This is a genomic window from Vreelandella sp. 2A-K22 (assembly GCF_054065485.1).
The window spans coordinates 117,880-140,281 of record NZ_JBSUGC010000014.1 but is presented as its reverse complement, the minus strand read 5'-3'; the positions used below and the strand labels follow the sequence as shown (position 1 = coordinate 140,281).

Here is a 22,402-nt window from a genome sequence, read left to right as displayed (position 1 = left end):
ACCACACGGGCAGCCTCTCATGTTAAGGAGAGTCACCCGCGAAACCCTTCGGCCAGAAAATAGACTTCACGGGAACGCGCCCGGGAGGCGTCTGGCTTACGGGTTACTACCTTGTTAAAGCTGCCGCGCAATTCTTTCAAATAGGCGTCAAACCCTTCCCCCTGGAATACTTTAGCTAAAAACCGGCCACCAGGTGACAACGTTTCGCGGGCAAGTTCTAACGCTAGCTCCACTAAATACATCGCCTGGGGCTGATCAATCGCCGCCATACCACTCATATTGGGGGCCATATCCGACATCACAAGGTCTACACGGCGATTATCCAGGCATTTTAGTATCGCCTCCAGCACCGCCTCTTCAGTGAAATCACCTTGGATAAAATCCACCCCGGCCAGTGCATCCATCTCCAGAATATCAGAGGCAATCACCACACCTTCAGGCCCTACCCTTTCCGCTGCAATTTGACTCCACCCGCCGGGGGCGGCGCCCAGATCAATCACCGTCATACCGGGACGCAGCAGTTTATCTTTTTCATCCAACTCAATCAGCTTATAGCTGGCACGGGAACGGTAGCCATCTTGCCAGCTCTGCTTCACGTACTGGTCGTCAAAATGCTCCTTCTTCCAGTTATTGCTGGTCTTGCTAACGGAATGTTTTCGGTTCGGGGGCTTTTGCTGCATGTGGGAGTCTAACACTGGAATAAGAGATGGGCGCATTCACGCGATCGCTTTCACTCGGTGACGTTTCACCGTAAGATGGAGCGTTAAGCGCTAACCGGGATACCGCAAGATACCATGAGCTTGTCACAGGCACAAAAGAAAGCATTTCGTAGCATTGGCCACCATCTTAACCCAGTGGTCACCGTTTCTGAGAACGGCGTCTCCGAAAATTTGCTCGCAGAACTCAACCGCGCACTCACTGATCACGAACTGATCAAAGTGAAACTTGCCCTTCCTGAGCGGGATGATCGTGCTGCCATGATAGCCGAACTGATCGCCAACAGCCGTGCCGACTTGGTGCAAACCATTGGCAAAATGGCGCTGCTCTATCGCAGAAATCCGCAGGTGAACCCGAAGCTTTCTAACGTTACCCGCTTTGAGAACCACCACGGCCGCCATTAAGCGTTAAATTCAACGCGTGCAATAGAGAGTCGCCGTACGAAAGCGCCCCTTCAACTGACTCCAGAGTCAATCGAAGGGGCGTTTTTTGTCATACGTGTTCGACGCTACCTACTTCGTACTCCACGTCACCGCCGGGTGTTTTGACCACCACGACATCACCCTCTTCTTTGCCGATCAGGGCACGGGCAATCGGTGAGGTAACCGAGATACGGCCAGACTTAATATCCGCCTCATCTTCGCCGACGATACGGTAAGTGACTTCCGCATCAGTATCCAGATTCATTAGCGATACGGTTACGCCGAAAATCACTTTGCCAGTTTTCGGCAGCTTGGTGACGTCAATCACTTGAGCGACAGAGAGCTTACTTTCGATCTCCTGAATCCGCCCTTCGATAAACCCCTGCTGCTCGCGAGCGGCGTGATACTCGGCATTCTCTTTAAGATCACCGTGTTCACGCGCTTCGGCGATGGCCGCGATCACCTGCGGACGAGCTTCGCTTTTAAGGTGGTCGAGCTCTTCACGAAGGCTTCTTTCTCCCGCAACTGTCATCGGGACCTTGTTCATTGACTTGCTCCTGCATGCAGATCCTGAAGGCGCCGCACCGTAATCTCCCTACCGTACTCAAGCGCCATGCAAACAGCATTAGCGCCCGCCAAGGTGGTCGCATAGGGCACCTTGCGCGAGAGAGCAGTACGGCGAATGACCGAAGAGTCGTTAATAGCCTGACGACCTTCAGTAGTGTTCACAATGTAGGCGATTTCGTCGTTCTTAAGCAGATCGACGATATGGGGACGGCCTTCGTAGACTTTATTGACGTGTTCCACGGCAAGCCCGGCAGCTTCAAAAGCAGCCGCTGTTCCCCGTGTAGCACATAGCGTAAAGCCTAATGCTAACAGAGAACGCCCCACTTCGATAATCCCCGCCTTGTCCGGTTCGCGCACGGAAAGGAATGCCTTGCGCTCACCGGTAAGTCCAGGAATGGCCTCACCTGCCCCCAACTGCGCCTTGAAGAAGGCTTCTGCAAAGGTGTCGCCAGAGCCCATCACTTCGCCGGTGGACTTCATTTCCGGCGACAGAATCGGGTCGACACCGGGGAATTTATTGAACGGGAAAACCGCCTCTTTAACACTATAGAAGTGCGGCACGATCTCCTGCTCAAAGCCCTGCTCAGCCAGGGTTTTACCGGCCATGCAGCGGGCCGCAATCTGCGCCAGCGAGGTGCCAATGCACTTGGACACAAAGGGCACCGTACGCGAAGCGCGGGGATTCACCTCGATCACATAGATCTCGCCATCCTGCCAGGCCAACTGCACGTTCATTAAGCCTTTAACGCCCAGCTCAACCGCCATCTGCTTCACCTGATGGCGCATCTCGTCCTGCACATCCGCAGGCAGCGAGTAAGGCGGCAGCGCGCAGGCAGAGTCGCCGGAGTGAACGCCCGCTTGCTCTACGTGCTGCATGATGCCGCCGATCACCACCTGCTGGCCATCCGACACCGCATCGATATCGATCTCGATTGCAGCACTCAGGAAGTGATCCAGCAGTACCGGGGAGTCGTTTGAGACCTTCACCGCATGGGTCATGTAGTTTTCAAGCTCGGAGGCGTCGTAGACGATCTCCATCGCCCGGCCACCCAATACGTAGCTGGGGCGAACTACCAGCGGGTAACCAATCGCTTCGGCTTTATCGAAGGCTTCGGCAAAGCTGCGTGCGGTCGCGTTGGGCGGCTGCTTCAGGCCCAGCTTGTCGATCATCACCTGGAAGCGTTCACGGTCTTCTGCGCGGTCGATAGCATCCGGCGTGGTACCAATGATCGGCACACCGGCAGCTTCTAGCTCACGGGCCAGTTTCAGCGGCGTCTGACCACCGAACTGGACGATCACGCCTACCGGCTTCTCTTTATCGGCGATTTCCAGCACGTCTTCCAGCGTTACCGGCTCGAAGTAGAGACGATCAGAGGTGTCGTAATCGGTCGAGACGGTTTCCGGGTTGCAGTTGACCATGATGGTTTCATAGCCGTCGTCGCGCATGGCGAAGGCGGCATGAACACAGCAGTAGTCAAACTCGATACCCTGGCCGATCCGGTTAGGGCCACCGCCCAGTACCATGATCTTCTGACGGTCAGAGACATCCGCCTCGCACTCCTCTTCGTAAGTGGAGTACATATAGGCGGTATCAGAGGCGAACTCCGCGGCACAGGTATCAACGCGCTTATAAACCGGGCGAATACCGGCTGCTTGGCGGGTTTGACGGAACTCTTTTTCGCTGACATTCAGCAATTTGGCCAGGCGTGCATCGCCGAAACCTTTGCGCTTGAGCTGATAGAGCTCACGGGCAGAGAAGTCAGCCAGCGTACGTTTGGCGACGGCGTTTTCAGTCAGCACCAAATCTTCCAACTGCACCAGGAACCAAGGGTCGATATTGGTCAGGGCAAAGACGTCATCGACGCTCATGCCGGAACGCATGGCGTCCGCCACGTAGAAAATACGCTCGGCACCGGCGGCCTGCAGTTCGCCCTGGATAATCGCCATGTTGTCCGGCGTGAAATCGGTAATGATCGGATCAAGACCATCGTTACCGGTTTCCAGGCCACGCAGGGCTTTCTGCAGCGACTCCTGGAAAGTACGCCCAATCGCCATCACCTCACCCACCGACTTCATCTGGGTGGTCAGGCGGTCGTTGGCCTGGGGGAATTTCTCAAAGGTGAAGCGCGGAATTTTGGTGACCACGTAATCGATAGACGGCTCGAACGATGCCGGCGTTTGACCACCGGTAATATCGTTCTGCAGCTCGTCCAGGGTATAGCCAATCGCCAATTTCGCGGCGATTTTAGCAATCGGGAAACCGGTCGCCTTTGAGGCCAGCGCTGAAGAGCGTGACACCCGCGGGTTCATCTCGATAACAACCAAACGGCCGGTTTTGGGATCCATACCAAACTGGACGTTAGAGCCACCGGTCTCTACGCCAATCTCGCGCAGTACCGCGAGGCTGGCGTCACGCATGATCTGATACTCTTTATCGGTCAGCGTTTGCGCCGGTGCCACGGTGATGGAGTCACCGGTGTGCACGCCCATGGGGTCGAAGTTCTCAATCGCGCAGACGATGATGCAGTTGTCGTTTTTGTCACGAACAACTTCCATCTCGTACTCTTTCCAACCCAGCAGCGACTCATCGATGAGTAGCTCGTGGTTGTTGGAGAGCTCGAAACCGCGGGTACAGATTTCTTCGAACTCTTCCTTGTTGTACGCCACGCCGCCGCCGGAGCCGCCCATGGTGTAGGAAGGGCGAATAATGGTCGGGAAACCCAGCTCAGCCTGAATTTCCCAGGCTTCATCCATGGTGTGGGCGACTTTCGCTTTCGGGCACTCCAAGCCAATGCGCTTCATGGCCTGATCGAACAGATCGCGGTCTTCGGCCATGTTAATCGCATCGGCGTTGGCACCGATCATCTCCACGCCGAACTTCTCCAGCACGCCATGCTTTTCAAGCTCGAGGGCGCAATTCAGCGCCGTCTGACCCCCCATGGTCGGCAGAATGGCATCAGGGCGCTCGGCTTCGATGATCTTCTCCACCGCCTGCCAGGTAATTGGCTCGATGTAGGTGGCATCGGCCATGGCCGGGTCAGTCATGATGGTGGCGGGGTTGGAGTTAACCAAAATAACCCGGTAACCCTCCTCGCGCAGCGCTTTACACGCCTGGGCGCCGGAGTAGTCGAATTCGCAGGCCTGGCCGATCACAATCGGGCCAGCGCCAATGATCAAAATACTGTTGATGTCGGTACGCTTAGGCATAACGGTTCCCGCAAAAAATGGTGACGATGAGCGACAAAAGACGGCGATACGGTGATGCTAGGGGCGCGTTAACGGCGTGTCTGCATCATAGCCACGAAGCGATCAAACAACGGCGCCACATCACGCGGGCCGGGGCTCGCTTCCGGGTGGCCTTGAAAGCTGAACGCCGGTCGGTCGGTAAGCTCGATTCCCTGCAAGGTGCCGTCGAACAGCGAACGGTGCGTTGCGCGCACGTTAGCGGGCAGGGTCGCTTCATCCGCCGCAAAGCCGTGATTCTGGCTGGTGATCATTACCGTACCACTATCCAGATCCTGCACCGGGTGGTTGGCACCGTGGTGGCCGTGGCTCATTTTGACCGTTTTGGCACCGGCGGCGAGCGCCAGCAACTGGTGGCCCAGACAGATACCAAACACCGGAATATCGGTTTCCAGCACGTCCTGAATCGCCTTGATGGCGTAATCGCAGGGTTCCGGGTCGCCAGGGCCGTTGGCTAAAAACACGCCATCCGGATTCATCGCCAGCACCTCAGCAGCAGGCGTTTGCGCGGGCACGACTGTCAGGCGGCAGCCGCGAGCGGCCAGCATGCGCAGGATGTTGAATTTCACACCGTAGTCGTACGCCACCACATGGTAGGGGCGCTCGCTTTTGGAAGCATCAGCGTAGCCTTCACCCAGCGTCCACTCACCTTCCGACCACTCGTAGGCTTGTTTACACGACACCTCTTTGGCCAGATCCATCCCCTTCAGGCCTGGGAAAGCCTTGGCGGCTTCCAGCGCCCGTGTGACCGCCCCGTCGCCTTCCGCATCAACGCCTGCCAAAATCGCCCCGTTCTGCGCACCTTTATCTCGCAAAATGCGCGTTAGACGGCGGGTATCGATATCGGCAATACCCAGCACGTTCTGGCTTTTCAGGTAGTCCGACAGCGACTGCTCAGAGCGGAAGCTGCTGGCCATTAGCGGTAAATCGCGAATCACCAAACCTGCTGCGGCAATAGAAGCTGACTCAATGTCTTCAGCGTTAATGCCTGTATTGCCGATATGGGGATAGGTGAGGGTAACGATTTGGCGGGTGTAGGAAGGGTCGGTGAGGATTTCTTGATAGCCGGTCATGGCCGTATTGAACACCACCTCACCGCTTGTTAATCCGTCCGCGCCAATGGCAATGCCGTGGAACACGCTGCCATCTTCCAGGGCCAATATTGCGGGTTTGCTCAATGCGGGGTTATTCAAAACAAGATCCTCCCATGCTGGTGGGAGCCTGTGGGGCGCAGGCTCAGCAATTTCTTGATTATCCGCGACGTAACACTATCGCTAATAAAAACTATCATTAGTAAAACTGGGGTCGTAAAAAAGCGGGACGAAGCCGATAAAAAGAATCGGTTTCATCCCGCTTGTTGTTCGATGCCTTTCTGATTCGCTTAGCCTCTAGCGTTACGCTTAACAGCAGCACCGCTTTATAGCAGCAAACCCTGAGGAGGCAGGCTTTGGGTTGACCAACGCAACAAGCGCGCCGTTTAAGATTTCCAGGCCACCCGGCCAAAATTTTTGAAATGTTACAGGAATTCTTGATCGAAGACTACCCCTTGATGGCAGGACTGTTCTAGCGCCCTGCTCAAGCAGTGACAGGCAATCCCTTACTCTAGCCCCAATACATCCTGCATGTCGTAACGGCCGCTCTCTTTGCCAGCGACCCAGCGCGCCGCGCGAACTGCACCTTTGGCAAAGGTCATCCGGCTGGAGGCCTTGTGAGTGATTTCAATGCGCTCACCTTCGGTGGCAAACATTACCGTGTGCTCACCCACGATATCGCCCGCGCGCACGGTGGCAAAGCCGATCTCTTTGTCGGTGCGCGGACCGCACTGCCCGACTCGCTCAAACACGCCGTGCTCTTTAAGGTTACGCCCCAGGCTGTCGGCAATTACTTCGCCCATTTTGATCGCGGTGCCGGAAGGCGCATCAACCTTGTGACGGTGGTGAGACTCGATCACTTCAATATCGTAGCCTTCATCACCCAGCGCTTTGGCAGCGGTTTCGAGCAGTTTCAGGGTCAGATTAACCCCGACGCTCATATTGGGTGCGAACACCATGGCTACCTTGTCGCGGTAGCTATCGAGCTGAGCCAACTCATCATCGCTCATGCCAGTAGTACCAATCACGATACGTTTGCCGTGCTCTGCGCAGAACGCCAGATTAACAAGCGTGACCTGAGGGGCCGTGAAGTCGATCAGCACATCAAATTCATCGACAATCGACGTGAGCGAATCGACCGCGACAACACCGCGCTTCCCGACACCCGCAAGCTCGCCAATATCAGCGCCCGCCAAGGAGCTACCTGGCTCCACGATCCCGCCGGCTAGCGTCGCCTCAGCATCTTGCTCTACAGCATTTACCAACGTACGGCCCATGCGGCCAGCCACGCCTACAATGGCAATTCGGGTCATGCGAACTCCTGAGCTCTAGGTTTCAGTGCGTAAGACTTATGTTTCAAAATCAGCGCGATTATAGCAGACCCATCGATGCCTTCGACGCTCTCCGTTTATGGCTGACCAGTCGTTATCTAGTTCTCCCACACAATCGCCAACTCTTCATCACCGGCCATACGCATTAGGTGGCGCTCGACGACCCCCTCCAACTCATCCAGATGCTCCTCTTCAAGGGTTTCGAGGGCCACCACCAGTTTATCGGCCTCAGCAACCATTAAGCAGGTGCCAGTGGCAAACGTAATGGTGGCCTGCTGATCGCTTTGCTCGACCTCCAGCTTATGCGCCCAGTGTTTACAGAGCCGATTAATTAAACGCTCGGCGGAAGGCGTGGCAACTTCGACACGAGATAAAGGCATAGCGGCCTCTCCAAAAAATGTAAGTACTTACAAACCAAGTAATCCTTCAACAATGTCTTGCCGTTAGAGCCAAATATGTGAAGCCATCACCGTAGGATAAATGCTCAGTGTAAAGCGTAGCATGTTGACCATTAAGCGCGGCACCCCAATAATGCCGCCCAAACGCTAATCAGTTACAATAGCAATTGCATCTCTGTGCTATCACCGTTAATGCGCATCAGCGATGCCGCCCTGTTAACCAATATCGACCAACGAGTTAAAAAATGCTCAATTCTCCGCGCTTAAAAATCCTGCTTGGTACGCTTATCACGTTTGCTTGCGGCGCCACTGCTATGGCTGACGCTATCACCGTCACCGATGTCGCTGGCCGCGAAATCACTCTGGATGGCCCTGCCGAGCGGGTTATTTTAGGCGAAGGGCGGCAAATTTATCTGCTCGGTTTACTCGAACCTGAAGCTCCTTTTGCCCACGTGGTCGGTTGGCGCGAAGACTTTTCTCAGGCGGATCCCGACAACTATGCCCGTTACGCCGAACGCTTCCCTGAGATTGAAGCGATCCCCACCTTTGGCGGCTTTAAAGACGGCACTTTTGATGTAGAGCAGGCCGCTTCGCTTAATCCTGACGTAGTGCTGATGAACATCGAGGCCAAAGCCGCCACAGAAGACGCCGCCTACGACGACAAGCTGGCACAACTCGGCATTCCCATCGTCTATGTGGATTTTCGCGAAGACCCGATTGAACACACCATTCCCTCCATGCGCATCATCGGCCAGATCATGGACGATGAAGAAGCGGCGGAAGAGTTCATCGAGTTTGCCGAGACACAGTTGGCACGGGTAACCGATGTCATCGCCGAAGCGAACCCAGAGCGCCCCAGCGTGTTTATTGACCGGGCCGGTGGCTACTCCGACGAGTGCTGCATGAGCTTTGGCCCTGCCAACTTTGGCGACTATGTCACCCTGGCTGGCGGTAGCAATATTGCCGAGGGCATCATTCCTAACAGTTTCGGCAACCTGAACCCTGAACAGATTATTGCTGCCAATCCTGATCATGTGGTTGTCACCGGCGGCAACTGGGATGCCTACGTGCCGGGCGGCAACTGGGTCGGCGTAGGCCCAGGGTCTGATATGCAAAACGCTCGCGCTAAGCTTGAAGCACTGACCGAGCGCACCGCGATGACCGGCATCAAGGCGGTGGAATCCGGTAACTTCCACGCCATTTGGCACCAGTTTTACAATAGCCCCTACTACTTTGTGGCCGTGCAGCAGTTAGCCAAATGGCTACACCCAGAGCTGTTTGAAGACCTGGATCCCAACGCCACGATGGAAGAGCTACACGAGCGTTTCTTGCCCATCGATTATGAACCCGGCTATTGGATCTCGCTCCATGACGACTGAAACGAAGTTCACTGAAGCCAGTCTTTCAGAGACCAGGCACCCAGAAACTGCGTTAGCAGAGCATGTTTCACAGGGTCGCGCCTTCTACCATAGCCAGGTTTTCCGCCGCCAGATGATACTGGTGGCACTGGTTTTAGCGCTGTTTTTTAGCCTCTGTGTTGACCTGGCGCTGGGGCCTGCCCGCTATAGCCTGGGTGAAGTCATCGCAGCGCTGTTTACGCCAGACAGCGTTAGCCAGCAGGCGCGAGTCATTCTGTGGGAAATTCGTATGCCAGTGGCGCTGATGGCGCTAGTAGTGGGCGCCAGCTTGTCGGTGGCCGGGGCACAGATGCAAACCATTCTGAGCAACCCGCTAGCCAGCCCATTCACCCTGGGGATCTCCGCCGGGGCCAGTTTTGGCGCCGCGTTGGGGCTTGCTTTTGGTGTCGCCATTGTTCCCGCAGCCATTGAGTTTGTGGTGCCCATCAATGCCTTCGTGATGGCCATGTTCACCGCGTTCTTAATTCATGCTTTAAGCCTTAAGCGCGGCGTGACGGTAGAGACGATTGTGCTGCTCGGCATCGCCATGGTGTTTATCTTCAACTCGCTGATGGCGCTGATTCAGTTCTTTGCCAGCCAGGAAGCGGTCTCCGCGGTGGTGTTTTGGACGATGGGCAGCTTAACCAAAGCCACCTGGCCCAAGTTCTGGATCGCCCTTAGCATTCTTGCCTTATCCATGCCGCTGCTTGCCCGGCATGGTTGGGCGCTGACGGCCATGCGCCTGGGCGACGCCAAAGCCGAGAGCATGGGCGTCAATCCCCGCGCGCTGCGTTTGGAAGTGCTGGTGCTGGTGTCACTACTTGCCGCCATCGCGGTGGCGTTCGTGGGCACCATTGGGTTTATTGGCTTGGTGGGGCCGCATATCGCGCGCATTTTACTGGGCGAGGATCAGCGTTTCTTCCTACCAGGCTCGGCCCTGTGCGGCGCACTGATCCTCTCCGTTGGCTCGGTCATCTCCAAGATTATTATTCCTGGCACCATTATTCCCATTGGCATTATCACCTCGCTGGTGGGCATTCCCTTCTTTCTGTTTCTGGTGCTTAACCACAAGAAGGCCTCATGGTAACCCTACAACTGAACCGTGTATCCGCCCGCTATGGGCGTCGCCCTATTCTGGAAGAGATCACCACGCCCTGCTTTCAAGGGGGGCAAGTCGTCGCTCTGCTAGGGCCCAACGCAGCAGGTAAATCGACGCTTTTTCGCCGCGTATTAGGACTATTGAAAGGCGAAGGCGAAGTGATTATCAGCGGCACCAGCGCCGCACGTCCCGTGGGCTATATGCCCCAGGACACCGGTGCCAAGGCCGTACTGACGGTCTATGAATCAGTGCTTTTGGCACGTATGCAGGGGCGCGGATTAAAAGTGCAGCCTGAGGATTTAGCGCAGGTTGATCGCGCGCTGGAGGAACTCAGCATTACGGCTCTTGGCGAACGGGATATTGGCGACCTTAGCGGCGGCCAGCGCCAGTTGGTCAGCGCTGCCCAGGCCCTGGTGCAAGAGCCCGAGATTCTGATGCTGGATGAGCCCACCTCGGCACTCGATTTGAACCGCCAGATCAGCCTGCTGACGGTGCTGCGCCGGTTAGCCGATGAGCGCCAGATGCTGATTCTGGTGGCGCTCCATGACCTGGGGCATGCACTACGTTTCGCCGATGCCGCCATGATGCTCGAAAATGGCCGCTTGATCGCCTGCGGCTCCACTGCCGAAGTGATTACCCCTGCGCTGCTACGTCAGGTTTATCGGGTATCTACGCGTATCGAGTCCTGCTCGAAAGGCCAGCCGCAGCTTATCGTCGAAGCCGCTATCTAGCCCTTTGCCTAAGCCGCCGCCCTTCCATCGCCGCTAGCGCTACCCCACTTAACATCAGCGGTAGCGCTAGCAGGAAGCCGCTGGAGACCGGTATTCCAAACAGCACCCAATCGGCGAGCACAGGCCACACCAGGGCAATATATTCAAAAGGTGCCAAACGCGACGCCTCGGCGTAGCGTAGAGCTAATGTCATCGCGATATGCGCAGCACCGCCAAACAGACCCGAGAGCACCAACAACGAAAACTCTACCCGGTTGAGTGCTGCCCAGCCCAGTGGGAGCGTTGCCAGCCCGGCTAGCGCGGCCACTAAAATAAAGTAGAAGGCGATTGAAGCCGCTGTCTCGGTGCGTGAAATACGCCTGACGGTTAATAAAGCACCTGCCGTTAGCAGCGCACCCAACGCCCCTAGCGCATACCCGGCCACTTGGCCGTTACTGGAACTGGCATTGAGCCCAGGCAAAATCAGCACGGCCACCCCGGCAAGCGCTAGCACCACGCCACCCACGCGATTAAGCGAGCAGCGCTCCCCCAGCAGCAGAACACCACCAATCGCCATAAAGACCGGGGTAAGCTGAGCGAGCAATGTTGCCTCGGCCACTGGCAACAGCGCCACCGCAGCAAAGGAGGCAAACATCGCCGCCGCCCCCAACCCAGAGCGCAGCGCATGACCCAGCGGGCGGCGCGTAGCCAACCCACGTGGAAACTCCCGCCGCAGCAAAAGGAAAACGACGATAGGCAGCAGCGCAAACAGCGAGCGGTAAAATACCGACTGCCCCACAGGCACTTCGTCACTGACTGCCTTAATACACACCAGCATCCCAGTAAACAGGGCGCCTGACAGTATCCGCAGCAAAATACCCATGGTGGGCCGTTCTTCAAGGTGATTCATTGCGTGCAGTATTTCCTAAACAGCAAAAACCCCCGGTGAACCGAGGGTTTTTGGACTAAACACCTAACTGCTTACTATTATCTCAGACTTACGGCTTCATATCTTCAAAGAAGCTTTTCACGCTGTCGAAGAAGCCGGTTTTCTTCGGCGAGTGGTTGTGGCTATTGCTGTCGTCGAAGCTTTGTTGCAGCTTGCGCAACAGATCGCGCTGCTCGTCGTTAAGCTTCACCGGTGTTTCCACTACCACCTTGCACAGCAGGTCGCCGGGCATACCACCGCGCACGGGCTTCACGCCTTTACCGCGCAGGCGGAACAGCTTGCCTGTTTGGGTTTCCGGCGGAATCTTCAGCTTCACACGGCCATCTAGCGTCGGCACTTCAAGCTCGCCACCTAGCGCTGCATCAACAAAGTTGATCGGCACATCGCACTGCAGGTGCTTGCCGTCACGCTGGAAGATGTGGTGCGGCTTGATAGCCACCTGCACATACAGATCCCCAGGCGGGCCACCGTTAACACCGCTTTCGCCTTCGCCGTTCAAGCGAATACGGTCGCCGGTATCCACACCGGGCGGAATCTTAACGGACAGCGTGCGTGTCTCACGTACACGGCCTTCGCCATTACACTTATGGCACGGCACTTTAATGTGCTGGCCAGAGCCATGACAGGTCGGGCAAGTCTGCTGCACGGCAAAGAAGCCTTGCTGCATACGTACTTGACCGTGACCGTGGCAGGTAGGGCACGTCTCTTTAGAAGAGCCGGGCTCAGCGCCGCCGCCATCACAACGATCACACTCGATATGCCGCGGCACACGAATGTCCACCGTGGTGCCTGAAACGGCGTTTTCCAGATCCAGCTCTAGGTTATAACGCAGGTCGGAACCGCGTGCCGGGGCATTGGGGCCACGGCGGCGACCGCCACCTCCGCCAAAAATATCGCCAAACACATCGCCGAAAATGTCGCTGAAATCACCAGCGCCAGCACCGCCGAAACCGCCGCCACCTTGGCCATCAACGCCCGCATGGCCGAACTGGTCATAGGCAGCGCGTTTTTCACCGTCGCTAAGCACTTCATACGCTTCGGACACTTCGCGGAATTTTTCCGCGGAGGTGGTATCGTCCGGGTTTCGATCAGGGTGGAATTTTTGCGCCAGACGGCGATAGGCCTTCTTGATCTCTTTCTGATCGGCCCCTTTTTCGACACCCAGGACTTCGTAATAATCGCGTTTGGACATAGGCCCTACGCCTCCTGGTTAGCTACGCACTCAACTGCACATTTAGCTATGTATTCAACTGTATATTTAACTACGTGATACTTAACTACGTGCGTCTTGGCCGCGGAAACAGCAACGCGGGAGTAAGCTCCCGCGTCACCGCTTTCCTTGGCAGAAAGAGGATGTTACTGCTTTTTCTGATCGTCGTTGACTTCTTCGTACTCGGCGTCAACCACGTCTTCTTCCGGCTTGGTGCCCGCGTTCTCGGCACCTTCACCGCCCTCTTGCTGCGCCGCTTCGGCCTGCTCGGCGTACATCTTCTGGGCTAGCTGGCCAGAGGCTTCGGTCAGTGCATCCAGTTTCTTCTGAATGTTATCGACGTCGTCACCTTTAACCGCTTCTTCCAGCTCGCTGATGGCCGTTTCAATCGCCTGCTTCTCGTCGTCAGTCGCTTTGTCGCCAGCTTCTTCCAACGTTTTGCGCGTAGCGTGAATCATGCCGTCAGCTTGGTTACGCAGCTGCACCAGCTCTTCGAACTTTTTGTCCTCTTCGGCGTGAGCTTCAGCATCACGTACCATCTGCTCGACTTCTTCCTCGGACAGACCGCTAGACGCCTTGATGACAATCGACTGCTCTTTGCCAGTGGCCTTGTCTTTTGCCGATACGTTCAGAATACCGTTGGCATCCAAGTCGAAGGCGACTTCGATCTGCGGCACGCCGCGTGGTGCAGGCGGAATGTCAGCAAGATCAAAACGACCCAGCGACTTATTCTGCGACACTTGCTTGCGCTCACCCTGCACGGCGTGAATGGTCACCGCCGTTTGGTTGTCATCCGCCGTTGAGAAGGTTTGTGTCTTCTTGGTCGGGATGGTGGTGTTCTTTTCGATCAGCGGCGTCATCACGCCACCCAGGGTTTCGATACCCAGGGTAAGCGGGGTAACGTCGAGCAGCAGAACGTCTTTAACGTCGCCACCGAGTACGCCGCCCTGAATCGCGGCACCAACAGCAACTGCTTCGTCCGGGTTAACGTCTTTACGTGCTTCTTTGCCGAAGAAGTCAGCGGCTTTCTTCTGCACCATCGGCATACGTGTCTGGCCACCGACCAGGATCACTTCGTCGATTTCAGAGGCAGACAGGCCTGCATCTTTCAGGGCCATTTTGCACGGCTCGAGCGAGCGCTGAACCAGCTCTTCGACCAGCGACTCCAGCTTGGCACGAGTCACCTTAACGTTAAGGTGTTTCGGGCCAGTGTTGTCGGCGGTGATGTAAGGCAGGTTCACATCGGTCTGCTGAGCGCTAGACAGCTCAATTTTGGCTTTTTCGGCAGCTTCTTTCAGACGCTGCATGGCCAGGTTGTCGCCAGACAGATCAATGCCGCTGTCAGACTTGAACTGGTCTACCAGGTAGTTGATCAGCGCCAAGTCAAAGTCTTCGCCGCCCAGGAAGGTATCACCGTTGGTGGCCAACACTTCAAACTGGGTTTCGCCGTCGACATCGGCAATTTCGATGATCGAGATATCGAAGGTGCCGCCACCCAGGTCGTAGACCGCGATGGTTTTGTCGCCGCGGGATTTGTCCATACCGTAGGCCAGTGCGGCAGCGGTCGGCTCGTTAATAATGCGCTTAACGTCCAGACCGGCAATGCGGCCGGCGTCTTTGGTCGCCTGACGCTGGCTGTCGTTGAAGTAGGCCGGTACGGTAATGACCGCTTCGGTGACTGCTTCGCCCAGGTAGTCTTCGGCAGTCTTCTTCATTTTCTTCAGCACTTCCGCGCTTACCTGCGGCGGTGCCATTTTTTTGCCTTTTACTTCAACCCAAGCGTCACCGTTATCAGCTTCGCTGATTTTGTACGGCACCATCTTGATGTCTTTCTGGACAACGTCGTCTTTAAAGCGACGGCCAATGAGACGCTTGATGGCGTACAGGGTGTTTTCTGGGTTAGTAACGGCCTGACGTTTAGCCGCCTGACCTACCAGCGTTTCACCATCATCGGTGTAGGCGATAATAGAAGGCGTCGTACGACCGCCTTCGGCGTTTTCGATAACTTTAGCGCTGTCACCATCGAGCACGGCCACACAAGAGTTAGTGGTGCCCAGGTCGATACCAATTATACGTCCCATAGCAATACCTCGAATTCGGTTGTTACAAAACTGAAAATTTAGTTTTTAAAGCTTGTCTGCGGGTTTCCCCGCGGGGTTGCCCTTTATTTGGGGGCCGCCGCTGACATTTCAAGGGCTTTTTTTCACACACTTTTTTCAAACTCTGTGCCGCCAGTGGCTTAATCGGCTTTTTTACTCACTACAACCATCGCTGGGCGCACCAAGCGTCCATTGAGTAAATAGCCTTTCTGCATAACGTCCATCACGGTGTTCGGTTCGAGATCCGGGTTAGGCACCATGGTCATGGCTTCGTGCACTTGCGGGTCGAAGGGTTCACCATGGGGTTCAATGCTTTCAACGCCGAACTTGTTGAGTACATCCAGCTGCATTTTCAAGGTCATGGAAACACCTTCACGATGAACTTCCGATGCACCCTCTTCCATGGTCTCAAGCGCTTTTTCCAGGCTATCTACCACTGGCAGCAGCTCTTTAACGAACTTCTCCAGGGCAAACTTGCGGGCTTTTTCCGCTTCCTGCTCCGCACGACGGCGCACGTTTTGCGCTTCAGCGGCGGCGCGAAGGGCTTGATCCTTGGCTTCGGCCAAGCTCTGCTCTAACTCACCTACTTGGGCTGCCAGCATTTCCGCTTCCGGGTTGTCGACGCTGTCTTCTAGCGCCTCTTCGTCATTGATCAATCCTTCCAGTTCGCCCTCCATCAAGCGCTCTTCAGCAACCTTCTCAGCTGCTTGCTCGGCGCCATCGGCGTCTTGCTCGTGGCGGGCCAGCTCATCGTCCATTGGTGTTTGCGGTTCTTTCGCCATGTTGTGCTCCTAAAAAGTAGAGCGCGGCCACGCGGGCGGCGCGCAAAGAAGTAAGCTTTAAGTCACTAGCTTTGACTGATCATGCACGCTATATGGGGGCCATAAATTCCATCTCAAGAGGTGCATTGAAGTGAGTTATTAACTACTGTATAAATCAACAACTATTGGATAAGTATCCAGCTTCTATGCTGTACCGCCTCAGGAGGCGCCATGCTTACTCAGCTAGCTATTCAAGATTTCGCCATTGTCGATCACTTGGAACTCGACTTGACCGGCGGTATGACCGCGATTACCGGGGAAACCGGCGCGGGCAAATCGATCCTGTTAGGCGCCCTTGGGCTCTGCCTGGGCGAGCGTGCCGACGCCGGAAGCGTGCGTCACGGCCGCGAGCGTACGGACCTCTCCGCACGCTTCGACATTCAACACCTGCCCGCCGCCATCGAGTGGCTAACGGCGCGGGAGCTCCCCGCTGAGGAATGCTTGCTGCGCCGTGTGGTCACCGCCAACGGCCGTTCCAAAGCCTGGATTAACGGCCAACCCGCGACTATCTCGGATCTAAAATCCCTCGGCGAGCAGCTGATTCAAATTCATGGACAGCATGCTCACCATGCGCTGATGCGCGAAGAGACCCACCTTGCCCTGCTGGACGATTACGCAGGCCTAAACGATGCCACCACTCAATTAGCTGAAACGTTCCGCGAGTGGCGCAGTGCGCGTCGGCAGCTGAAGAAGCTAAGCGAAGAAGGCAGTGAAGTTGAGGCCAAACGGCAGTTGCTGCGTTACCAAGTAGAAGAGCTGGATCAGCTCGGTTTAGCGGAAGGTGAATTAGCCACGTTAGAGGAAGAGCAGCACACCCTGGCTCACGCGGAAGAGACCCTGCGCGAAACCCAGTTTGCCGCCGACTGCTGCGCCAGTGACGAGGGCGGCGCGCTCTCCTTACTCAACCAAGCGTTTACCCACTTAAGCGCACTGCCAGGTAGCGACAAAGGCACCCTGGCGAACACGCTTGCCATGCTGAGCGATGCGCGCATTCAAGTGGAAGAGGCCTCCAGCGAGCTTAACCGCCTCGCCAGCACCACCGAATTAGACCCTGAGCGGCTCGCCTGGGTTGAAGAACGAATGACCGACGTACACCGGATTGCCCGCAAGCATCACGTTGCTCCTGATGAGCTATGCGCCCTGCATGCTGACCTACAGCGGGAAGTCGCGCAGTTAGAAGGGGGTGGCAATGACCTGGAGGCACTCAGTGCGCGGGTCGTCGAGCTACGCGAAGACTATCGCCAAGAGGCAAAAAAACTCAGCGAGAGCCGTCAAAAAGCCGCACTTCGCTTGGGTAAAGAGGTGCAGCAGCAACTGGGCTTTTTGGCCATGGGCAAAGCCCGTTTTGAAGTGGAGGTCACCGCTAAAGACGCGCCCTCCCCTGAAGGCCTTGATCGCGTGCAGTTTTTGATTAGCGCCAACCCTGGCCAGCCCGCTCGCCCATTGACCAAAGTCGCCTCCGGCGGTGAATTATCGCGGATTAGCCTGGCGATTCAAGTGGTCGCGGCGACGCACTCAACCGTGCCCAGTCTGGTGTTTGACGAAGTGGATGTGGGTATCTCGGGGGCCACCGCAGAGATCGTTGGCCAACTACTGCGCAAACTGGGCGAAAACGGCCAGGTCATGACCGTGACCCACCTACCCCAGGTGGCAGCACAGGCGCACCAGCACCTGCATATCGAGAAACAGGCGAAGCGCGATACAACGCTGACCCAGATGGCGCTACTCGACGAACAGGGCCGCATCAGCGAACTGGCGCGCATGCTGGGCGGTGTCACGCTTTCTGACCAAACCCTCGCCCACGCTCGGGAGATGCTGCACGCCAGCCAACGCCCGCCGCACTGATTGAGCGGGCGCCCTGCGCCGTTTCTGTGCATTTCTATAGCGCACAGCTATACAGCACATCTGCACACAGCAAAACAAACGCCCCTGATCCACTTGGCGAATTCAGTTAACCAGGAATTCGGCCAAATGGCTCAGGGGCGCTTATATTTCGAACCGCGATTAACGGTCTGCGACTAACAGCGACCTACGAACACTATTTCTTGTTCGTCGGCCCGCTGTCCTGGCGCGTCACGTCGGAACCGCGCGGACGTACATAGAGCACCAGAGCATGATCCACTAGTTCGTAGCCGTGCTCTTCAGCGATTTCTTGCTGACGGCGTTCAATGATTTCATCAACGAACTCAATGATTTCACCGCTTTCTAGGCACACCATGTGGTCATGGTGATCCTCTTGGGTCATCTCGAATACCGCATGGCCTCCGTCGAAATTATGACGAATTACCAAGCCCGCTGACTCGAACTGAGTCAATACGCGGTATACGGTTGCCAAGCCAACATCTTCGCCCGCATCAATCAGTGTTTTGTACACTTCTTCCGCGCTAAGGTGGTGCTGACCCGAAACATTTTCGAGAATTTGAAGTATCTTGACGCGCGGCAGGGTCACTTTTAGACCGGCTTTGCGCAATTCATGGTTCTGATCGGCCATGGTCGCTCTTCGCAGTAACTGGTTAGGTCGGGTATGATCAACCGAAACCACGATAGTGAAGAATAGGCCCAAATGCAAAAATTGACTCAAATCATCACGCTCTCCGTTGCCCTTACTGTCATTAGCGGCTGCAGCTACGTAGGCGTGTACAAGCGCGATATTCCCCAGGGCAACCTGGTCACTCAGGAAATGGTCAGCCAGCTTCAGCCAGGCATGACCCAAGAGCAGGTGACTTACGTAATGGGCAGGCCATTGCTGGAAGCGCCCTTTGACGCCAGCCAGTGGGATTATGTGTTTCGTTTAGATAAAGCGTATGGCGATGTAGAGCAGCGTCGCGTAACGCTCACCTTCGATCCCCAGGGCCGCCTGGTGAACATTGAGCAAGAAGGGGATCTATCCAAAGAGCTACCGCTTGAAGGCGATAGCAGCATGGGGCCTGCAACGGAAGGCGTTGATCCAATGGATGCCCTCCCTACAGAGAGCACCCAGACGCGGCCACCTGAGGGCACACAGCCTGTTCAACAGCCTTAAAAGCGGTTAACGCTTCGGGTCGCTCGCTTGGCGCTTAGCGCGCTCTAGGCGAGCGGCCTTGGGGTCGATCGCCAATGGCCGGTAGACTTCGACCCGATCCCCGTCGCGTAATAGATGGGTATCGGGTTCGCGTAGCGCTTTACCGAAGATGCCCAGCGGCGCCTGAGCAAAGGTTTCGCCGGGCACATCAGGAAAGAGCGTGGGCAAATCGGCTAAGGCAACGGCCTGACGTGCAGTAGTGCCCTCAGGCACGCGCAGAGCCACTATGCGCTGTTTGGACGGCAACGCGAAGGCCACCTCAACCGTAAGCGCTTCAGCGCCCATACAGCTCGTTTGCGCGCTTGGTAAAGGCATCGACTAGCTGGCCAGCGATTTGCTGAAAGAGTTTGCCGAACGCCATACTGAGCAGCCGGTTGGCGAACTCAAACTCCATCTCAAGGCTCACCTTGCAGGCATCCTCCCCCATGGGGATAAACAGCCAGCGACCTTTAAGCCGCTTGAACGGCCCTTTTACCAGCGATAGTTCAATACGCTCGGGCGCAAAAAGTTCGTTGCGCGTGGTGATGGTTTGCTCAACACCGGCGCGACCCAGGGTCATTTCGCCGATCAGATGCACATCATCATGTTCGAGCAAACGCGCCTGGCGGCAGCCTGGCAAAAACTCCGGGTAGCGTTCGAAGTCGTTAACCAGATCGAACATTTTCTGGGGGGTGTGCCGCACTAAGGCGGAACGATTGACGGTTGGCATTGACCTCTCCGCTGACTTCACAGTGCCCAAAGCGTATCATGGGAAACATTTTTCAGACCCTAAATGGTATCACGCCTCCCCAAATAACGAAGGGGAAGCCACTGACAGATTAATTATGAGGTTCCATGGCCACTAAGAAAGGTAACAGTAAGGGCCCCGGTAGCAGCGTTATTGCCCAAAACAAGAAGGCACGGTTTGAGTACCATATCGATGAGACCTTCGAGGCGGGGCTATCGCTCGCTGGCTGGGAAGTGAAGAGCCTGCGCGCCGGTAAGGCTCAGCTCACCGATACCTATATTTTGGTTCGTAACGGCGAAGCGTTTCTGCTGGGTAGTCATATCATGCCGCTGAATACTGCGAGCACACACGAGATTGCTGACCCGACGCGCACCCGCAAACTGCTGCTGCATCGCAAAGAGATCGCCAAAATCTTTTCGATCACCCAGGACAAAGGCCACACCTGTGTGCCCCTCAAGCTTTACTGGAAACGCAATAAAGTGAAGTGCGAGCTGGCGCTAGTGACCGGTAAACAGCTGCATGACAAACGCGCAACAGAAAAAGATCGCGACTGGAGCCGCCAAAAAGGTCGAATTATGCGGGAACATAACAAGGCATAACTGGTCAATCAGGTGTGAGCACGTTAGAATGCTCAACTGAAATAAGGGGGCGACATGGTTTCGACGCCGGTGACAACCCTTGCGGTGCATGCCGAGAGCGTGATGTATCTCGTAAATCCCACATCACGAAAAATAGTCGCAAATGACGAAAACTACGCTCAAGGCGCGCTAGCAGCTTAAACACTGTTAGCTTCTTGTCTGGCCCCAAGGTGATGTGCCTATTCATCGCTGAGGGGATACGAGCTAAAGCTGATAGGATCGCGTTTGGTGGTGTCTTCTCGCCAAGCGCTAAACTTTAGAAGACTCGCGTGGCTGAATCCTGATCGTCGGAGTCAGTTGCGTTAAATCAAATGACGAAATCTAAGCATGTAGAGCCAATAGGCGCGTGCTGGCGGACGCGGGTTCAATTCCCGCCGCCTCCACCACCTTACTATGCAAATCAAGCACCTACGGGTGCTTTTTTTGTTTTCCCATCCCAAATACCATCCAAAGTAAAACCGGTGCCTTCCTGCTGGATTCCTATTATCTCAGTACGAAAAATACGGATGCGTAGCGTTACGGGGTGTCACGACCCACTGTTTGGCGTTGGTCCTCGGAAGGAAGACTGCCAAAGCCAATTCGCTTAAGCCCTGGCTGCACCCGCTTCGGCCAAAAGAAGACTTTCAGTTTTTTCGCATATAAGCCTAAATATTATTAATTCAGATAACCCATTAATTACTATCTCACCTAATTTTGTAAACGCTTACCCATCATTTTAACAACGCTGATGGGAGGAAAACCTCTAGCCCTCAGGAGAGCGCTAGAGGCCACTGCTTTAGAAAACCTTATTCAGCTCCCCATAGTCCCCTCTAACACGCAACACCACGGTCACGTCGTTATCATTGCGATTATGAAAGAACCAACCTTGGTTACCGGTGAAGTCAGCTTCACGTGCGCCTTCGTCTTTGGGCAAACCACGCCCTTTCTCATCGCTGATCGAGTTGCCATTTCCGTCACAGTGGGTGTCGAAATTAAGTGGCCCACCAACGGAGGTCCAAGCGAATGTCGCGACAGCGCCTTCTTCCATTGTCAGTTTGTACTCGGTGCCCTCACCCGGCGTGAGGTGAAGTTCACTTCATCACCAAGGCTTATTGCGGGCCATGGTAGCTGCGCATGCTTCCCCTCATCTGTTCACGCTGCTCATCGGTTAGTAAGTCCTGCATCTGATTATGCATGCGCACATTATCAGCCATCATATCGCCATGAAGGTTGGCCATTTGGGCATGCAGCGCCTTTACTTCCTCTGGCTCTGGTCGCTCAGCCTGCATGATTTGCACCATGTCGTCGCGAAGGTTCATCATTTCGCCCATCCGCTCAAATTGGGCCGCGCGGTGTTCCTGACGCATCTCACGCATGGTACTCATCTGCTGCTCGTCGAGCATACCGACCATGCCGGACATAGTCCCCATGCCTCCCATCATTGGACAAGGCATCATCCCACTTTGCCCTCCCATCATCATTCCTGGGTACATGCCTTCTTGACTGCCCATCATCATGCCCGAACCCATACCGCCTTGGCCGCCCATCATATTGCCTTGACCTTGGGCGCCTTGGTTCATACCTTGAGCGAAGATGACGCTGCTTGTGACACTGAGGCTTGCAGCCAGACCAAGGGCAAAAATCACCTTGTGCTTAACCATGATATTTCCTCTCATGTTGCTGGTCGAGACATCGCCTTTTCCTACAGAAGAAGGCGGAGTTAGCTTACGTTATAAGCCTACAACCTATAGGTAGCCCAAAGGTAAAGGGGAAACCAATCCCAATACCTAAATGTTGTCACAAGTCATTTTTCCCGCCGTTTTCAGCCCTGTTTCAGGTTGGCACGTTATAAAACTGAGCCACTTCCATGAAGAAGAGCGCGTCCAAATGCCTGCTCAAATACCTCACCGCCCAAGAGGCGGAAACCCCTGAAGCCAAAGTGT

22 protein-coding genes and 1 other RNA gene are annotated in these 22,402 nt (G+C 55.6%); 8 read left to right on the top strand and 15 right to left on the bottom strand.

Annotated elements, in window-relative coordinates; all coding sequences use genetic code 11:
• Positions 1-32: 32 nt before the first annotated feature.
• Positions 33-680, bottom strand: a complete 648-nt coding sequence (gene rlmE / locus ACW17M_RS18710; RefSeq protein ID WP_027958245.1) for a 23S rRNA (uridine(2552)-2'-O)-methyltransferase RlmE — start codon at positions 678-680, stop codon at positions 33-35.
• A gap of 114 nt (positions 681-794) precedes the next feature.
• Here rlmE and yhbY point away from each other — a divergent pair, with 114 nt between their 5' ends.
• Positions 795-1,121: a ribosome assembly RNA-binding protein YhbY gene (yhbY, locus tag ACW17M_RS18705; RefSeq protein ID WP_022520713.1), complete on the top strand. Its 327-nt coding sequence runs from the start codon at positions 795-797 to the stop codon at positions 1,119-1,121.
• Between the two features lie 88 nt (positions 1,122-1,209).
• Here yhbY and greA read toward each other — a convergent pair whose 3' ends face one another.
• The 5 genes from greA to ACW17M_RS18680 all read right to left on the bottom strand — a co-directional run bounded on the left by greA (position 1,210) and on the right by ACW17M_RS18680 (position 7,751).
• Positions 1,210-1,686, bottom strand: a complete 477-nt coding sequence (gene greA / locus ACW17M_RS18700) for a transcription elongation factor GreA (protein ID WP_009287920.1) — start codon at positions 1,684-1,686, stop codon at positions 1,210-1,212.
• Positions 1,683-4,913 carry a carbamoyl-phosphate synthase large subunit gene (carB, locus tag ACW17M_RS18695; RefSeq protein WP_400672733.1) on the bottom strand — a complete coding sequence of 1,077 codons (3,231 nt, stop codon included), beginning with the start codon at positions 4,911-4,913 and terminating at the stop codon, positions 1,683-1,685. Before carB ends, greA begins: the two co-directional genes overlap by 4 nt.
• A 68-nt stretch (positions 4,914-4,981) precedes the next feature.
• The gene (carA, locus tag ACW17M_RS18690; protein WP_400672808.1) at positions 4,982-6,127 is read right to left on the bottom strand and encodes a glutamine-hydrolyzing carbamoyl-phosphate synthase small subunit; all 1,146 of its coding nucleotides are present in this window, start codon (positions 6,125-6,127) and stop codon (positions 4,982-4,984) included.
• A 419-nt stretch (positions 6,128-6,546) separates the two neighbouring features.
• Complete coding sequence (gene dapB / locus ACW17M_RS18685; RefSeq protein ID WP_457547936.1) at positions 6,547-7,353, bottom strand: 4-hydroxy-tetrahydrodipicolinate reductase; 807 nt, start codon at positions 7,351-7,353, stop codon at positions 6,547-6,549.
• A 116-nt stretch (positions 7,354-7,469) separates the two neighbouring features.
• Positions 7,470-7,751, bottom strand: a complete 282-nt coding sequence (locus ACW17M_RS18680; RefSeq protein ID WP_022520719.1) for a DUF2218 domain-containing protein — start codon at positions 7,749-7,751, stop codon at positions 7,470-7,472.
• Positions 7,752-8,014: 263 nt separating this feature from the next.
• On the opposite strand from ACW17M_RS18680, the gene ACW17M_RS18675 reads away from it, so the two are divergent.
• From ACW17M_RS18675 to ACW17M_RS18665, 3 genes are read left to right on the top strand one after another with little or no spacing between them, the layout of a single operon-like run.
• Positions 8,015-9,148: an ABC transporter substrate-binding protein gene (locus ACW17M_RS18675; RefSeq protein ID WP_427770296.1), complete on the top strand. Its 1,134-nt coding sequence runs from the start codon at positions 8,015-8,017 to the stop codon at positions 9,146-9,148.
• Entirely contained in the window at positions 9,138-10,253 is a 1,116-nt protein-coding gene (locus ACW17M_RS18670) for a FecCD family ABC transporter permease (protein WP_051052127.1), read from the top strand. Before ACW17M_RS18675 ends, ACW17M_RS18670 begins: the two co-directional genes overlap by 11 nt.
• The gene (locus ACW17M_RS18665) at positions 10,247-10,996 is read left to right on the top strand and encodes an ABC transporter ATP-binding protein (RefSeq protein WP_039859997.1); all 750 of its coding nucleotides are present in this window, start codon (positions 10,247-10,249) and stop codon (positions 10,994-10,996) included. The genes ACW17M_RS18670 and ACW17M_RS18665 overlap by 7 nt, the downstream gene beginning before the upstream one ends.
• On the opposite strand, the gene ACW17M_RS18660 is transcribed toward ACW17M_RS18665, so the two are convergent.
• From ACW17M_RS18660 to grpE, 4 genes are all read right to left on the bottom strand, one after another.
• Positions 10,989-11,885, bottom strand: coding sequence for a DMT family transporter (locus ACW17M_RS18660; protein ID WP_457547935.1), 897 nt, complete (start codon positions 11,883-11,885; stop codon positions 10,989-10,991). The genes ACW17M_RS18665 and ACW17M_RS18660 overlap by 8 nt on opposite strands.
• Before the next feature lie 88 nt (positions 11,886-11,973).
• Positions 11,974-13,116: a molecular chaperone DnaJ gene (gene dnaJ / locus ACW17M_RS18655; protein ID WP_022520724.1), complete on the bottom strand. Its 1,143-nt coding sequence runs from the start codon at positions 13,114-13,116 to the stop codon at positions 11,974-11,976.
• A 164-nt stretch (positions 13,117-13,280) separates the two neighbouring features.
• Positions 13,281-15,215 carry a molecular chaperone DnaK gene (dnaK, locus tag ACW17M_RS18650; protein WP_009287914.1) on the bottom strand — a complete coding sequence of 645 codons (1,935 nt, stop codon included), beginning with the start codon at positions 15,213-15,215 and terminating at the stop codon, positions 13,281-13,283.
• Between the two features lie 158 nt (positions 15,216-15,373).
• Positions 15,374-16,015 carry a nucleotide exchange factor GrpE gene (grpE, locus tag ACW17M_RS18645; RefSeq protein WP_027958234.1) on the bottom strand — a complete coding sequence of 214 codons (642 nt, stop codon included), beginning with the start codon at positions 16,013-16,015 and terminating at the stop codon, positions 15,374-15,376.
• Between the two features lie 210 nt (positions 16,016-16,225).
• Here grpE and recN point away from each other — a divergent pair, with 210 nt between their 5' ends.
• Positions 16,226-17,899, top strand: a complete 1,674-nt coding sequence (recN, locus tag ACW17M_RS18640; RefSeq protein ID WP_141440096.1) for a DNA repair protein RecN — start codon at positions 16,226-16,228, stop codon at positions 17,897-17,899.
• Positions 17,900-18,092: 193 nt separating this feature from the next.
• On the opposite strand, the gene fur is transcribed toward recN, so the two are convergent.
• A complete protein-coding gene (fur, locus tag ACW17M_RS18635) occupies positions 18,093-18,545 on the bottom strand; it encodes a ferric iron uptake transcriptional regulator (RefSeq protein WP_007111850.1) in 453 nt (150 codons plus the stop codon).
• Positions 18,546-18,617: 72 nt separating this feature from the next.
• Between fur and bamE the strand changes: the two genes are divergently transcribed.
• A complete protein-coding gene (gene bamE, locus ACW17M_RS18630; protein WP_027958232.1) occupies positions 18,618-19,076 on the top strand; it encodes an outer membrane protein assembly factor BamE in 459 nt (152 codons plus the stop codon).
• 6 nt (positions 19,077-19,082) lie between these two features.
• On the opposite strand, the gene ACW17M_RS18625 is transcribed toward bamE, so the two are convergent.
• Positions 19,083-19,400 carry an RnfH family protein gene (locus ACW17M_RS18625; protein WP_133731610.1) on the bottom strand — a complete coding sequence of 106 codons (318 nt, stop codon included), beginning with the start codon at positions 19,398-19,400 and terminating at the stop codon, positions 19,083-19,085.
• Entirely contained in the window at positions 19,390-19,824 is a 435-nt protein-coding gene (locus ACW17M_RS18620; RefSeq protein WP_022520728.1) for a type II toxin-antitoxin system RatA family toxin, read from the bottom strand. Before ACW17M_RS18620 ends, ACW17M_RS18625 begins: the two co-directional genes overlap by 11 nt.
• Positions 19,825-19,949: 125 nt before the next feature.
• Here ACW17M_RS18620 and smpB point away from each other — a divergent pair, with 125 nt between their 5' ends.
• On the top strand, positions 19,950-20,441 hold the full coding sequence (gene smpB / locus ACW17M_RS18615) for an SsrA-binding protein SmpB (RefSeq protein ID WP_008958772.1): 492 nt from the start codon (positions 19,950-19,952) through the stop codon (positions 20,439-20,441).
• 45 nt (positions 20,442-20,486) lie between these two features.
• Positions 20,487-20,866: a transfer-messenger RNA gene (gene ssrA / locus ACW17M_RS18610) on the top strand.
• Between the two features lie 389 nt (positions 20,867-21,255).
• Here ssrA and ACW17M_RS18605 read toward each other — a convergent pair.
• Complete coding sequence (locus tag ACW17M_RS18605; protein ID WP_052475748.1) at positions 21,256-21,507, bottom strand: hypothetical protein; 252 nt, start codon at positions 21,505-21,507, stop codon at positions 21,256-21,258.
• A 61-nt stretch (positions 21,508-21,568) separates the two neighbouring features.
• Positions 21,569-22,120 carry a Spy/CpxP family protein refolding chaperone gene (locus ACW17M_RS18600; RefSeq protein ID WP_051430633.1) on the bottom strand — a complete coding sequence of 184 codons (552 nt, stop codon included), beginning with the start codon at positions 22,118-22,120 and terminating at the stop codon, positions 21,569-21,571.
• Positions 22,121-22,402 lie beyond the last annotated feature (282 nt).

What these genes read in the sequence shown, in the direction of transcription:
- dnaK (WP_009287914.1), bottom strand. Translation starts at nt 15,215, where the DNA reads ATGGGACGTATAATTGGTATCGACCTGGGCACCACTAACTCTTGTGTG.
- ACW17M_RS18675 (WP_427770296.1), top strand. Translation starts at nt 8,015, where the DNA reads ATGCTCAATTCTCCGCGCTTAAAAATCCTGCTTGGTACGCTTATCACG.
- greA (WP_009287920.1), bottom strand. Translation starts at nt 1,686, where the DNA reads ATGAACAAGGTCCCGATGACAGTTGCGGGAGAAAGAAGCCTTCGTGAA.
- ACW17M_RS18670 (WP_051052127.1), top strand. Translation starts at nt 9,138, where the DNA reads ATGACGACTGAAACGAAGTTCACTGAAGCCAGTCTTTCAGAGACCAGG.
- fur (WP_007111850.1), bottom strand. Translation starts at nt 18,545, where the DNA reads ATGGCCGATCAGAACCATGAATTGCGCAAAGCCGGTCTAAAAGTGACC.
- bamE (WP_027958232.1), top strand. Translation starts at nt 18,618, where the DNA reads ATGCAAAAATTGACTCAAATCATCACGCTCTCCGTTGCCCTTACTGTC.
- yhbY (WP_022520713.1), top strand. Translation starts at nt 795, where the DNA reads ATGAGCTTGTCACAGGCACAAAAGAAAGCATTTCGTAGCATTGGCCAC.
- ACW17M_RS18665 (WP_039859997.1), top strand. Translation starts at nt 10,247, where the DNA reads ATGGTAACCCTACAACTGAACCGTGTATCCGCCCGCTATGGGCGTCGC.
- grpE (WP_027958234.1), bottom strand. Translation starts at nt 16,015, where the DNA reads ATGGCGAAAGAACCGCAAACACCAATGGACGATGAGCTGGCCCGCCAC.
- ACW17M_RS18600 (WP_051430633.1), bottom strand. Translation starts at nt 22,120, where the DNA reads ATGGTTAAGCACAAGGTGATTTTTGCCCTTGGTCTGGCTGCAAGCCTC.
- carB (WP_400672733.1), bottom strand. Translation starts at nt 4,913, where the DNA reads ATGCCTAAGCGTACCGACATCAACAGTATTTTGATCATTGGCGCTGGC.
- rlmE (WP_027958245.1), bottom strand. Translation starts at nt 680, where the DNA reads ATGCAGCAAAAGCCCCCGAACCGAAAACATTCCGTTAGCAAGACCAGC.
- ACW17M_RS18625 (WP_133731610.1), bottom strand. Translation starts at nt 19,400, where the DNA reads ATGGGCGCTGAAGCGCTTACGGTTGAGGTGGCCTTCGCGTTGCCGTCC.
- dnaJ (WP_022520724.1), bottom strand. Translation starts at nt 13,116, where the DNA reads ATGTCCAAACGCGATTATTACGAAGTCCTGGGTGTCGAAAAAGGGGCC.
- ACW17M_RS18620 (WP_022520728.1), bottom strand. Translation starts at nt 19,824, where the DNA reads ATGCCAACCGTCAATCGTTCCGCCTTAGTGCGGCACACCCCCCAGAAA.
- ACW17M_RS18660 (WP_457547935.1), bottom strand. Translation starts at nt 11,885, where the DNA reads ATGAATCACCTTGAAGAACGGCCCACCATGGGTATTTTGCTGCGGATA.
- smpB (WP_008958772.1), top strand. Translation starts at nt 19,950, where the DNA reads ATGGCCACTAAGAAAGGTAACAGTAAGGGCCCCGGTAGCAGCGTTATT.
- ACW17M_RS18680 (WP_022520719.1), bottom strand. Translation starts at nt 7,751, where the DNA reads ATGCCTTTATCTCGTGTCGAAGTTGCCACGCCTTCCGCCGAGCGTTTA.
- dapB (WP_457547936.1), bottom strand. Translation starts at nt 7,353, where the DNA reads ATGACCCGAATTGCCATTGTAGGCGTGGCTGGCCGCATGGGCCGTACG.
- recN (WP_141440096.1), top strand. Translation starts at nt 16,226, where the DNA reads ATGCTTACTCAGCTAGCTATTCAAGATTTCGCCATTGTCGATCACTTG.
- ACW17M_RS18605 (WP_052475748.1), bottom strand. Translation starts at nt 21,507, where the DNA reads ATGGAAGAAGGCGCTGTCGCGACATTCGCTTGGACCTCCGTTGGTGGG.